Source organism: Paenibacillus sanfengchensis (assembly GCF_036864765.1).
Classification (GTDB): domain Bacteria; phylum Bacillota; class Bacilli; order Paenibacillales; family Paenibacillaceae; genus Fontibacillus; species Fontibacillus sanfengchensis.
This window is the reverse complement of sequence record NZ_JBAGJC010000009.1, coordinates 1-13,193: the sequence shown is the minus strand read 5'-3', so window position 1 is coordinate 13,193 and position 13,193 is coordinate 1. Positions and strand designations below refer to the sequence as shown.

Genomic DNA, 13,193 nt, shown 5'->3' with positions numbered 1-13,193 from the left:
CCCATCAACCAGCTTAGGAGGTGTGCCGTGTACATTACATCTTATGCAGAAAGCGACCTGGAGCAGGCGGCGATTGAATGGTTTGAAGAATTGAATTATAGCAAGGCCTACGGGCCGGAGATTTCCCCGGAAGGGGAATATCCGGAGCGGATGTTCTATACTGATGTCATCCTGGTGGACCGGCTGCGAGATGCCCTCGTTCGGATCAATCCCGGCGTGCCGCGCGATGCAATCGAGGAAGCGATTCGCATTGTCGAGGTGCCGCAGAGTCCGAGCCTGCTGATGAACAACCGAACCTTCCAGCGGATGATCACCGACGGAATTGACGCGGAATACCGCACGCCTGCAGGGGAGAACCGCACGGCCAAGGTGTGGTTGTTCGCAACCGATCTGGAACGAGTGGAGGAGAACGATTTTCTCGTCGTGAACCAGTTCACAGTCGTCGAAAACGGCGAAAAGCGGCCCGATGTAGTCGTGTTCGTGAACGGCATCCCGCTCGTCGTGATGGAGCTCAAGAGCGCATCCAACGAGGATGTGGGGATCAGCGAAGCCTACAACCAGGTGCAAACCTACAAGAGCAGCATTCCTTCGCTTTTTACCTATAACTCGTTTATGGTCATTAGCGACGGGGTTAATGCACGGGCGGGCACACTGACTGCAGATGAAGAACGTTTTATGATGTGGCGGACGATCGACGGCAGCGATGTTGCGCCTTCTACGGTACCTCAACTCGAAGTTCTAATTAAAGGAATGTTCGAGAAAAGGCGGCTTATGGACATCATCAAGCATTTCGTGTTGTTTCAGACGGACGGGGAGAAGGTCACCAAAATTTTGGCCGGATACCACCAGTTCCATGCGACCAACAAGGCGATTTCCAGCACAGAACGAGCTACCGAAGCCGAAGGCGACCGGAAGATCGGCGTCGTCTGGCATACCCAAGGCTCCGGCAAAAGCTTGTCCATGGTGTTCTATGCCGGCAAGCTGGTTCTTACGATGGACAATCCGACGATTGTCGTCGTGACCGACCGCAACGATCTGGATGAACAGTTGTTTGCGACCTTTAGCAAATCCCAGGATTTGCTGCGGCAGACGCCAAGGCAGGCGGAGGACCGCAAGCATTTGCGGGAGCTGCTGGCGGTTGAGTCGGGGGGGATTATTTTTACGACGGTGCATAAGTTCAGCACGGAAGGGGACGAAGATACATATCCGGAACTGACCGCGCGCAAGAACGTCATCGTTATGGCGGACGAGGCGCACCGCAGCCAGTACGGTTTCCAGGCGGAAATGGTGGCGAACGAGAAAACCGGCGAAGCGGACGTGAAGTACGGCTATGCGAAATATATGCGCGATGCGCTGCCGAATGCTTCCTATATCGGGTTTACGGGGACACCGGTGGAACTGAGCGACAAGAATACCCCGGCGGTGTTCGGGGATTACATCGATATTTACGATATGACCCGGGCGGTGGAAGACGGCACAACGGTCAAAATTTACTATGAAAGCCGTGTTGCCCGCCTGAATTTATCCGAGGCGGAACGTCCGATCATTGACAGTGCTTATGAGGAAATTACTGAGTATCAGGAAATGACCCAGAAGGAACGGCTGAAATCCAAATGGGCCCGGCTGGAGGCGCTGGCCGGTTCGGAGAAACGGATCAAGGCAATTGCCAAAGACATGGTCGCCCACTATGAGCAGCGGCAGCAAGGCATGTTTGGCAAGGCGATGATCGTGGTCATGTCGCGACGGATTGCCATCGACCTGTACAAGGCGATTATTGAGTTGCGTCCGGATTGGCACAGCGATGACGACAGCGAAGGCAAAATTAAAATCGTCATGACCGGTTCGTCGAGCGACCCGGAAGAATGGCAGAAATATATCGGGACCAAACGGCGGCGGGAATACTTTGCTAAGCGGATGAAAGATCTGAACGATCCGCTGCAGATCGTCATCGTTCGGGATATGTGGCTCACCGGCTTTGATGTGCCCTCCATGAGCACGATGTACATTGACAAGCCGATGAAAGGCCACAACCTGATGCAGGCGATTGCACGGGTCAACCGGGTGTTCCGGGACAAGCCGGGCGGGCTGATCGTCGACTATATCGGGATCGCGGATATGCTGAAGTCCGCCTTGCAGCAATATACGGAGAATGATCGCAAAACAGCCGGGATCGACACCGATCAGGCGATTGATTACATGCTGGAACGGTTGGATTTGATCCACGATCTGCTGCATGGTCACGATTACAGTAAATACAACTCGCCGAAAGCGTCGGAACGGATGCAGGCGATTGTGGAGACCGTCGATGCCGTGCTCGGCTTAGGTGAAGAGGGCAAACGGAACTTTACGACCTGGGTGACCGAACTTTCGAGAGCTTACGCACTGTGCGCCACGACACCGGACGCGGAAGAGGTTAACGTGGAGATCGGCTTCCTGAAGGCCGTGAAATCCGGCATCATCAAACTGATTACGACGGAGAACCGCAAAAAGACGACGGCCGAACTGGACGCGGAGTTGAACCAACTGATCTCGAAATCAATTATTTCCGAGGAAGTGGTCGATATTCTGGAAGCCGCCGGTTTGCAGAAACCGAACATCGCGATTCTGTCCGATGAGTTCCTCGAAAGCGTCCGCGGTTTGAAGCAGAAGAACCTGGCGGTGGAGCTGCTGCGCCGTTTGCTGCAGGGGAAAGTGAAGTCTTTTGAAAAAGTGAGCGTCGTTCAATCCCGCAAGTTCTCCGAAATGCTGGACGAATCGATCCGCAAGTACAACAACCGGACGATTGAAACCGCGCAAATTATTGAAGAACTCATTCAAATGGCCAAGGAAGTCAATCAGGCGGTCAAGCGCGGGGAAGACATGGGCATGATCGCGGAGGAGCTGGCATTCTATGATGCGCTTGCTTCCAACGAATCGGCGAAGGAGTTGATGGGTGACCTGATGCTGAAGCAGATTGCTCATGAACTGACGCAGTCGATCAAAAGTAATATTACCGTAGACTGGACGCTGAGGCAGAATGTCCGGGCCCAGATGAAGGTGACGGTCAAACGGCTGCTGAAAAAATACGGATATCCGCCGGATTTGGAACAGATGGCGATTGACATGGTACTTAAGCAAGCGGAAGTGATGAGCTTGTCCGCTTCTCAAGAGTTTCGATATTAAGGGGAATGGCGATGGAAACATCCAATTTTGCTTTTTTGCGCACATTGCACCCGGAGCTGACCGCCCTTGCCGAGCAAGCGGAGGGGAGCCTATGGCTGAACCCGCGAGGCACGCTGGTGCAGGGGAGACTGTTCGGCGAGATTCTGGCCACGACGATTTCCAGACAGGAGAAAGTGGAGCCGGTCTATGCGATCAAACAGATCGATCGTCTGCATAAACTAGCGCGGGAAGGACTTGTATCCGAAGACATTCGCGATAAATTCGAATGGCTGCGGATGAACGGGAATTCGGCGGCTCACAGCAGCGGCGAAATCCATCCCGATTTGGCCTTGACGGCCCATAGGCACATGTACGAGTTGGCTGCTTGGTATGTGGAGTTATACGGCTCCGTTGATATGGAGGTGCCTCCCTATCAAATGCCAGTGCCGAAGCCTCAGGCGGAGCCTCAAAAGGAACCGCCTTCAGTTCTGGATCCCGGCCTAGTGGAGAAAGTGATATCGGACCAATTGGAGGCCAGACTGCTGCCTACATTGGACGAGAAATTCCGCTCCATTGAGGAGGCGCTCCTGCGCATTGCGGACGCTCGAACTGCCGCAACAAATGAGGCGGCAACTCCCGCTCCCGCGAATTCGTCAAACACAGCCGTCCTGGAGCAGCCGGCGGTACAGGAGAACTCTACTCCTCGGGAAGGCATGGGGCTTACCGAGATAGCGGTCGAACTTACCCGCCGGAACTTATCCGTGATTGATAAACGACCGTTCGGTGGCGCTCTATGGGTGGTGGGCGGCTGGGAATTGAAAGAAACGCTCGGTACATGGAACGACCAGGGGATCTATTTCCGCTTTGCCAAAAACGGAAGTCAATCCACCAAGCGAAAACCGGCCTGGTTTATGCTGGGGAAGAATCCTTCCGCGGAAAGATGGGTTAGCACTGTGGCCGAGCTTGAAATAAGCGATCAAACGGACTCTACAGTCGCCCCTTCGATGGGGAAACAGGGCACGCCCGTTACTGTAGCACCACAGCGGGAACAGGTCGAACCTGAAGCATCAGCGACTTCTATCCAAAAGGTGGATGAGAAGGTTCAAGAGAAGGTTCAAGAGAAGGTTCAAGAAGAAGTCCGGAACGATTCCGTGACTACTAATACCCACGAAACTACCGAATCTTCCGAGGCTCCCGAGGTTCCCAAAACTACCGAGGCTCGCGAGGTTGCCGGAGTTGCCGAAGCGCAGAATGCTCCGCAAGATGACGGCGCAGTCGTTCCCGAAAAGCTGCGGGAGCAGCCTATTCAAGGTTACGGCTCCGACCGGCTGGCGGAAGTTTCGACTTCCTTAGGGGCTATGACCTTCGGGGACTGGAACGAAGAGCGTTTGATGCAGTTATATGAGCAACAGCCCAAGCTGCTGCATGATGTTATGGTTCAGCTGTGGTTCTTCGGGTTTCAATTTGAAGGCAAGCTGGGGCGTTTTTTGAAGCTGCAGCGCGAAAGTAACGATGCTTATATAGGAGACATCGCGATCGATAAAAGACTGGATGAAGTCCTGACTCCTGATGCGTGCCGGTTGCTCGGACGATTCGGCATCACCCGTACGCGTCAGCTCGGCGGAATCCCCGTTTCCTCTTTGGCCTGGCTGCTGCGAGGTCGTCATGCTGAGACCGTGGAGCGGCTTCGCGAGTACGAGTCCACCACCGAGGAAAAGGTATCGGAAAGCAAACCGTCAGGAGGCCATAAGACCATCAGGCTTAACGGTGAACAACTTCTGGTACCGGAAGAGTTTTGTCATACACGGATTGTGGATCTGAACATCCAGGGTTGTAATGCCCTGCTAAAGGGCATCCACGAGCATTGGAATATCCAGATGGTGGGCGAACTGCCGGAAGAACTGACGATCTTACCTACCAGAATAAAAAGCGTTGGCTCGGCAGCATTAGTAAAATTTTTTGACCAGTTAAAAAGTTTTATGAAAATCGGTGAACCTGGTTCGTCTATCGGCCATTTGGAGCAGTTTGTAGCTCCTCAACATTTGGCCTCGGTGCTCGAAGCCGGAGAAATTGTCTGGAATGCCGAAATATATCCGGTCACCAAGGAAGAGGCTGCTCTCAATCTCGACTACGCGTATTTCCTGGGAATTCAAAAGTTGATATCCGAGCTTCAGGAGGCCGGTATTCGAACGATTGGCGGTCTCCCCAGCGGGCTTAATCGGCTCCAGGCTTTTCAAGGCGTAGGGGCTACAGCGATTGACAAGTTTTATCACCAGCTCGTTCAAATGCTGGCTCGGCACAGAGCGGAACGGGAGGAAGCGGCAAAGTTAAGTGCGATGACTCCGGAAGAACGAATCACTTATGCCATACAGCAAGTCGAACAAGATTGGCGGGATTGGCTGCAGGGGCAGGACACTTCCAGGGGCAGTGAACGAAATTTGGAATTGCTGCGATTTCGCTGGAACCTCGACAGAGCGGGGAAAAAGGCCACGTTGGAGGAAACCGGTCAGCATTTTAGTTTGACCCGGGAACGGGTTCGGCAAATTTTGATCCGGCAAAATGAAAAATTGGCGAAGGATACGCAGCAACTAGCGAGTCTGATCAGAAATGCAAGCCAGCCCTTCCATGGATTCTTTTATTATCCGCTCCAATTGAAGGAGTCCTTTGTTCATCACTTGATTGCGGAAGTTCTTGATGCCGACGGCCTTGTTTACTTGAAAGAATACGGTTGGTGGTCCGTAAGATCCTTCACCGAGATTGAGTCCGTGTACGAGGTTATGCAAAAGACGCTTAAACAATCCTTTAAAGGAACTGTCATTACGGATCAAATGCTTCAGGAGACAGTGAACGAAGTTGCGGGGAATGGTCGAGTTCCTGCTGAATTGTTAATTTTGTTTGCAAAATCTCTATTGCTAAGTTCTGACCAAGGATTTATATTGTCGAATAGCACGAAGGCCGACCTTGTCGAAATGGTGTTGAAGCACTACCCTTCAGGAGTGGAAGTCTATAAGCGAGCCGATGAACTTATGGAAAAGGCGAATTCGATTTCACCGGATTCTTTTACGAGAGACCGAGAACTTACCTCCATCCTGAACAGGGATGAATACGCGGATACGGCCTACCTATGGGGACGGGGAATCTATATTCATCACTCCTTTGTTAAGCCGGATAAGCCGCTTATTGAAAAGGTATCTCTTGCTTGTGAAGAGCTGCTTGAGGTGCGGAGTCCGATCTCCGTGGGGAGGATGTACGGGCAGTTTGAAGGACCGCTTCAGGATGCGGGAGTGCCTAATGAATATGCTTTATATACCTTGCTTAGAAAATACGGTTCTCCATCGCTTCAACTCCGGAAGTTTCCGCATATCTGGCATGAGAATGACGGCTTCCAGCTCAATAATTCCGAAATGGTTAAGAGCTATATTCGGGAAATGAATCGTCCCGTGGAGCGGCAGGATTTGACCAGGGAATTCGTAGAGAACAGGGGCTGGAAGAGATTCACCCTGGAGTATAATCTAGCCTGGGACCCTGACTACGTAAGGGTAGATTATGGAGTGGTTGGGCTGAGGGATTTCTATAAATTAGATCCATCGGATGTCAGAGAGTTACTGGACAAGCTTACGATCCTTTTGGAGGAGCGCTCCATCCTTCATATTAATATGCTGTTTGAGGAAATGAAGGCGTATTGTAAGTCGCTCGACATTCATTCTCCTGCACTTCTTTATGATTTGTTGCAGGATTTTGCGGACAATACCCTGAAATTCATCCGCTATCCATTTGTGATTTCGGCCGGGCAAGATATTGAAAAAGTGAGCATGCAAGCCCTCATTGAACAATATATCGCCGACCAGAGTCTGGAATTTCCGGTATCCCGGGAACAGGTTGTGCAGTGGCTGACCGATGAAGTAGGCGCTAGGGAAGATTCTCTGGACATGATTCTGTCCTTATCTAAAGATATTATTTACTATGCGCGCGGGCAATACGGGGAGTATATCCATCGGGAAAACCTGGGTTGGAATGAGGACAAGGAGACGCATTTATTGAACTTGGTCAACAGGAAGCTTGAAGAAGCTTCCCTGAACGGTCGTCCTTTCTTATTAGCTAAGGAGTTGCTGGATGCGGAACATTTGCCAAAGCCTAGCGAGTACCTGGAGTGGTCCGAAGATCTCTTGATCGATTTGTTAAAGAAAAGCCAGAAGGTTCTGGTCATCGGCTCTTACGATGCTATCATTGTTTCCCTCTCCAACACTGCGATACGCCGGGAAAGCGACTTTGTAGCTTTTGTTATCGAGCGGTATTTTAGCGGACAGGCTCAGGAGAGAGAGTTAAATCGAAAATTAGCCGAATTGAAGTATTCGAAGGATGGACAACTGCTCTACGAGACGCTTAAAGACATCGAGAACGGGACAGGACGTATCCGAAAAGACGGGGATCGGTTCTTGTTGAAGATATAATATAACTCATATTTCAAGGATAAAGACATTCAATCGAAAGATCATCTTATCCAATCGCAGTAAGAAAGAGCTTCAACACAGAAGCTGATGTATGAAAAAAACTCATTAACAACAACAAGAGCGGGAAAGGCTGCCTTTAGGCCTATACCCGCTTTTATTTGTTCTCATTGTCCTTCTTCTGCAGCTCCACATATTCGTTTTCTACCAGTTTAAAAAAGTCGGAAGGCTTGATTTTTAACCCATTGCAAAGTTCAAATATTTTGGTTACAGAGGGTTCATTTCTGCCAACTTCAATCATGGAAATATAAGATCGATCCACATGGCATTCATGTGCCAGGTCCTCTTGGGTTAAGTCTTGTTTGATACGTAAACCTTTGACCGTTCTCCCTATAATTTGCTTGATGATAATGGAATGATCGTCCAAATAAATTTCCCCTTTTAAGTCCATTATCAGTTTGTTATACTAATCACGACAGATAAAGTATTCAACAAAATGTAAATATTATACATAAATTAAAATCGAAATAGGAGGTCATTTGATGGTGCCTTTACTTTATGCTCTTGATAAGGAGAAACGAAAATTAAACGAGATGGGGCTCAGATCTTTTGAACAAGGAATCCCGCTATACCAAAACAACGCACTCCAAACCCAAAGTAAAAAGGTGGATCAACTAATTGTCCAATTATACGAAAAAGGCCGATCTGCGCAACAATTGAAGCGCTAGGGAAATGAGAGAAGGAGGGCAACTGCAATGCAGATTCCGTCATGGTTTCAAAGTGCGATTCAGGAGAGGGTGAACAACGCTATGGTTCAAATCGAACGTCAGCCCGAGTTACGAAAGCTTAAGGCCGAAGAGCATGCTGCTCTTGATGCTATGTTTCCTGGTTTGAACAAGGTACAGATACCGGAGTTTCTGGATTGGGAGGACAAGCTTCATTGCAGAAGAGCTGCAGAGAATGAAGGCTTGTATATGCAAGGCGTAAAAGATGGAGTGCAGCTTGCGATTGCGTTGCTGAGTGATGATGGTCGGAGGACTTAAAGGCGTTTCCCCATACGGTATGCTCAAACAGGCGATCGGTCTTTTGACCTCAGTTTTTGCGGTATGATGTTTACTAATATGAACTTAAGACCACTCCATGATATTACTGCGATATGCTATAACGAGGACTTTTTTTATAGATTATTTAAAATGGATGTGCTAGGTATGAACAAAAATGATGAAGTAAGGCTTATCTTGATGTTGGAAGCAACACAATTTGAACTAAAAAGAATCGGAAACCGAAATAAAATGATGGAGGAATAGCTTGTGAAAAGCACAAGATACATTGCGCTTGTCGTGGCGTTGGTCTTGCTGACGGTGTTAGCTGCTTGTTCAGATAAGCCCACGCCGATTGATCAGCCTGCGTCCTCATTGCAGCCATCAGGGCAGATTTATCTGTATGGGGAACAGCATGGCGTAGAAAAAATTTTAGATAAAGAATTAGAACTATGGAGTGATTACTACAACAACAAAAATATGCGACATTTATTTATTGAAACTCCGTACTATACCGCAGAGTTTTTAAACATTTGGATGCGGTCGGATAGCGATGATATTTTAGACGAGATCTATGAGGATTGGATTGATACTGCGTCGCATAACCCTGATATTAAGGAGTTCTATAAGAAGATAAAAAGCAAATGTCCCAAAACGATTTTTCATGGTACGGATGTTGGCCACCAGTACGATACAATCGGAGAACGATTTATAAAGTATCTGGAAAAGAACAACATGGAAGGCTCTGAGCAATACTTGCTGGCGCAGGAGGCTATTGAGCAAGGTAAATATTACTATGGAAATTCCGATGATGCTTATCGCGAAAACAAAATGGCGGAGAACTTTATCCGCGAGTTTAACAATCTAAGTGGCGAAAGCGTGATGGGGATTTACGGTGGAGCACATACCGGGTTTGACGGCATGGATTACACTACGCGTTCCGTTCCCAGCATGGCAAATCAGTTAAAAAAAGTTTACGGCAACAACATTTATTCGGAAGACTTAATTGGGTTAGCGAAAGATATCGAACCGAGCAGAGTGGATACTATAGTAGTTAACGAAAAAAAATATGAGGCTTCGTATTTTGGAAAACAAGATTTGACCGCATTTGAAGATTATGCATACCGGGAGTTTTGGCGTTTGGAGAATGCGTACAATGATTTCAAAGATAAGTCAAAAACAGGCGATGTATTGCCTTATGACAACTCTCCGATGCTGATAGAAACAGGGCAAGTTTTTGTTATAGACTATACAAAAACAGACGATTCGCATGTAAGAAAGTATTACCGTTCTGACGGGAAGGTTTGGGATAATATGCCGTCAACGGAGGAGTTTACGGCAGAGTGAGTTTTGGAACAGACGTCTCAATGGAGGCTGCTGAATGCTGGTTCCGCAAAAGCCGATCCAGCACGTCCTTCTGATCCACACGATTCGACATCGCACTGACAATGTAGCTCCGTGTCCATATCGTATGGTCGATCCAAACCTTTTGCATATCGCCTTTCAACTGCACCATTTTGGGGCTTAGACATATCGCCTCTTTCTGCCCGTTTGTGTTTGTGATCGCGTGCGCGGTTAAGGGCTGCACTATGCTGCAAACAAGCGCGAACGTCAACAGCCATATCGGGAACCATTTATTTTTCATTCACCCTGCTCCTCTGTACGTGTGGAATATAATCGGTCATCTTAGTGTGTTTAAAATATCCAGTTATATACAGGGGGGGTTCATTCTCTATAAATAATTCGCTAAAAAATTATATGCACATACTATTTGGGGTATCCCATTTATGGTACTATTTAGGTTGTACAACTGAACGGATGTAAGGGCGGTCGGCTAATCTCCCGGAAGGGAGGTGATGTCATGGAAGTATACCAAGCTTTGACGCTGATGATTTCATTTGCGACATTGGTTGTGTTGATACTTTCGTTCCATAAAAGGAAATAGACCGCCCTGGTAGGACACGGTCTATTCCGTCGTTCCGATGCCGGCCGCTCTTATAGCGGAAGTTGTGCAGAGGGGCCGGTTGCAGCCGGTCCCTTATATAGTTTTATCTTAGCATATAGAAAATTATACCTCAAGAATAATGAGACCCACTCCAGAGGGGAGATCAGCAACTCCAATGCGTAATAAAAAGAAAATCCGCGGTTGGAAGCGTAAAGTTAGGCAAATTGAACACTGGAAAATGCGACATATTGATTTGGACATCGAACAGTTATGTCGTAACGGTAGAGACTATGTAAAGCTATGGATTGATCCATTCTATAGGTTAATCAGACGCGATCCTCCCATGTGGTATTCAAGATTAATGCTGGAGGCTATGACAGAAGTTTATCAATCGTGGAGTAGACAGATGGAGAAATTAAATGAGCCATTTTATTTGAAGCTATGGCTGTATTATCCCCATTTTATAAACTCACAGGTGGTAGTGGCTTTTCGCGAAAGCTTAAACTACTACGATCATATTTTTTATGAGAGCAATGATAAAAAAGAATTTCCTTCGCAACAATTTGGAGCAGTTCCTGGCTTAAATAAATGGAAATGGGACCATGTTATTGAGACAGCTGATTATTGCCTCTCCGAACTTCAGGAGGACATCAAACTAGGGATTAGGACCGCAAAAGAAGTAGAATCTATAAAATACAGGTCGTACAAGACCTCAACTGTTAAATTTAGTTATGGTGAAGACACTGTGTATCATGTGAAGATTGGAGATGTTTGGTTAGGCGAGAGTTCATAGGGAACTTCGACCCGACATCCAAATCGGATTTAGCCCACGGCCACGGCAATCCAGGTGCTTAGCCCATTTTCACCCCTTCCAACTCCAAAAAGATGCAAATCTGCAGGTATTTAAGCCGATTCCAGAGAGAATGCGAAAAAAGATGCAAATCTGCCATTAATCTTGCAAAAACCTTAACATCAGTTAGTCGTAATGAGTTGAACTAATGATGGAGGGATAGAGGCAGCCGGGTGAAATGTTCTTCCGATCGCTGTTGCTCCCGGATTTCTTGATGAATTAAATTCAGATAAGGTAGAAGTCCGGTAACAAAGGCGAACGCTACGCTTCTCCAGAATCATTTCACCCTCTTGCCTTTTCCCATCCTATGCTCTAGTTCAACTTGTTTGCCAGTGATGTTTCGCCTCTCCCAAAAAGGCAAAAAAAAGCCCCACCTTACTTTCAAACGTACAGACACATTTTTTTCCAGAGTATAGTTTTTCTTCTGTTTTGGTTCTACATTTTTTTAGTAATAGATCATCCGTAGTTTCTCCAAACGTTCTGGATGAATTCTTGGACGACCGCCCTTTTTCCTTCGGCCCTTACTCGTCCGCTGCGTCACTGGATGTAAACGGTCCAAAAAATCGGTCCACGCATTCGTTAAATACGCACGCATCTTCCTCGTCACTTGGCCAATGGGCAGATCCGGAGCGTAGAGATACCGGATTTCTTCACACACTACGTACGCCAGTAGGTTTAAATAAATCAGGTTCCATACCGCCTGTGGCTTGTTGTTGTATATTTTTTTCAGATGCAAATTTGACTTCATGAATTTAAAAAATAGTTCCACTTTCCAGCGGTAGTGATACATTCGGGCCACATCTTCCGCTTTTACATCCCAGCGGTTCGTTAGAACTCGCACTTGATGAACCTTGTGCTTATTGTCGATAAACTCAAACTCGACCAGTCGGAACACGCCGGTTTGTTGGCTATCCGGGTCCTTGATTTCTACTTCGGCATCCCGCTTGATGAAACTCCCCGCGACCTTGGACTGAAGCACCCGTACTCTGCTGTTGCTCTTAAGTCGGACCACAAAGTAAATCTGATTTCGATCCCAATGGAGGAATTGTCCGTAACAGATATAACCTCGGTCAAACAAATAGGTGGTTCCTGGCTCCCAAACAAGGTGTTCCAGCACTTCCGAGTCTAGGTCGGCCACCATCGCCGTGGAGAGTACGATGCCTTTTAGCCAGGCGCTTATCTCGCCGGTGAGATGCAGGCAGGTATGCATTTTTACCGCACTCTCTCCCGCTTGGCGTAATGCCCACTTCCCTCGCGGTAGGCTCAGAGTGATTGACGAGGAGTCTACCGCGGCCAGTCGCCCAAGTCCCTTGAGCTTTTTCGGTAGTGTAGGTCCCTGGTGATGCCACAGGTTTTTGAGACGCTGGAGGAACAAGTTACGAACACTGTCGGTTGGAATTTGCGCTAGTTTTCGATTTAAGGAGGAAGCATGGATCGACTCCAAGCCTACCCATTTTTGCAGCCACGGAGCACTTCGTAAATGCTCTGTGATGTTATCTAGTGAACTCCGTTTTTGCAAAATGGCCTCCAGAAAGAGAAGAATCGTGTTGCCAAAGCAAAGCTTCTTGGCGTAATGATCGCCACAGAGTAAACGCACATGGACATCCAACCAACCTAAGGCTTGACGAATCACGGATGGGTTAGGTATCTTTTTATTCAAGGAGACCTCCTTTCGTATGTGTCTGTACAATTCTACGATAACTGGGGTCTCCTTTTTTTGTAAATTATTCTTCTTACTTTTTATGTCATTTTTTTTGCAAGATTACTGC

Annotated in this window: 10 protein-coding genes; 7 read left to right on the top strand and 3 right to left on the bottom strand. The window is 47.9% G+C overall.

Translation table 11 applies throughout. The features are described from left to right. The first annotated feature begins 33 nt into the window (after window positions 1-33). Both V4U84_RS18645 and V4U84_RS18640 read left to right on the top strand, forming a co-directional pair. Window positions 34-3,162: a type I restriction endonuclease subunit R gene (locus tag V4U84_RS18645; protein ID WP_334077781.1), complete on the top strand. Its 3,129-nt coding sequence runs from the start codon at window positions 34-36 to the stop codon at window positions 3,160-3,162. Between the two features lie 11 nt (window positions 3,163-3,173). Next, window positions 3,174-7,592: a sigma factor-like helix-turn-helix DNA-binding protein gene (locus V4U84_RS18640; RefSeq protein ID WP_334077696.1), complete on the top strand. Its 4,419-nt coding sequence runs from the start codon at window positions 3,174-3,176 to the stop codon at window positions 7,590-7,592. 154 nt (window positions 7,593-7,746) lie between these two features. On the opposite strand, the gene V4U84_RS18635 is transcribed toward V4U84_RS18640, so the two are convergent. After that, window positions 7,747-8,016 (bottom strand): helix-turn-helix domain-containing protein, encoded by a 270-nt coding sequence (locus V4U84_RS18635; protein ID WP_334075026.1) that lies wholly within the window; start codon window positions 8,014-8,016, stop codon window positions 7,747-7,749. A 115-nt stretch (window positions 8,017-8,131) separates the two neighbouring features. Between V4U84_RS18635 and V4U84_RS18630 the strand changes: the two genes are divergently transcribed. The 3 genes from V4U84_RS18630 (at window position 8,132) to V4U84_RS18620 (ending at window position 9,976) form a co-directional block, all read left to right on the top strand. Then, on the top strand, window positions 8,132-8,317 hold the full coding sequence (locus V4U84_RS18630) for an aspartyl-phosphate phosphatase Spo0E family protein (protein ID WP_334075027.1): 186 nt from the start codon (window positions 8,132-8,134) through the stop codon (window positions 8,315-8,317). Window positions 8,318-8,344: 27 nt separating this feature from the next. Beyond that, window positions 8,345-8,632 (top strand): hypothetical protein, encoded by a 288-nt coding sequence (locus V4U84_RS18625; protein WP_334075028.1) that lies wholly within the window; start codon window positions 8,345-8,347, stop codon window positions 8,630-8,632. Window positions 8,633-8,899: 267 nt separating this feature from the next. Continuing rightward, a complete protein-coding gene (locus tag V4U84_RS18620) occupies window positions 8,900-9,976 on the top strand; it encodes a hypothetical protein (protein WP_334077695.1) in 1,077 nt (358 codons plus the stop codon). Here the strand turns inward: V4U84_RS18620 and V4U84_RS18615 are convergent. After that, the gene (locus V4U84_RS18615; RefSeq protein WP_416367270.1) at window positions 9,963-10,274 is read right to left on the bottom strand and encodes a hypothetical protein; all 312 of its coding nucleotides are present in this window, start codon (window positions 10,272-10,274) and stop codon (window positions 9,963-9,965) included. The genes V4U84_RS18620 and V4U84_RS18615 overlap by 14 nt on opposite strands. Window positions 10,275-10,490: 216 nt before the next feature. On the opposite strand from V4U84_RS18615, the gene V4U84_RS26975 reads away from it, so the two are divergent. Together V4U84_RS26975 and V4U84_RS18610 are read left to right on the top strand one after the other, a co-directional pair. Beyond that, on the top strand, window positions 10,491-10,574 hold the full coding sequence (locus V4U84_RS26975; protein WP_225038886.1) for a putative holin-like toxin: 84 nt from the start codon (window positions 10,491-10,493) through the stop codon (window positions 10,572-10,574). A gap of 175 nt (window positions 10,575-10,749) precedes the next feature. Further along, a complete protein-coding gene (locus V4U84_RS18610; RefSeq protein ID WP_334075030.1) occupies window positions 10,750-11,367 on the top strand; it encodes a hypothetical protein in 618 nt (205 codons plus the stop codon). Between the two features lie 502 nt (window positions 11,368-11,869). On the opposite strand, the gene V4U84_RS18605 is transcribed toward V4U84_RS18610, so the two are convergent. Continuing rightward, window positions 11,870-13,084 (bottom strand): IS4 family transposase, encoded by a 1,215-nt coding sequence (locus V4U84_RS18605; protein ID WP_334077049.1) that lies wholly within the window; start codon window positions 13,082-13,084, stop codon window positions 11,870-11,872. Window positions 13,085-13,193: the final 109 nt, after the last annotated feature.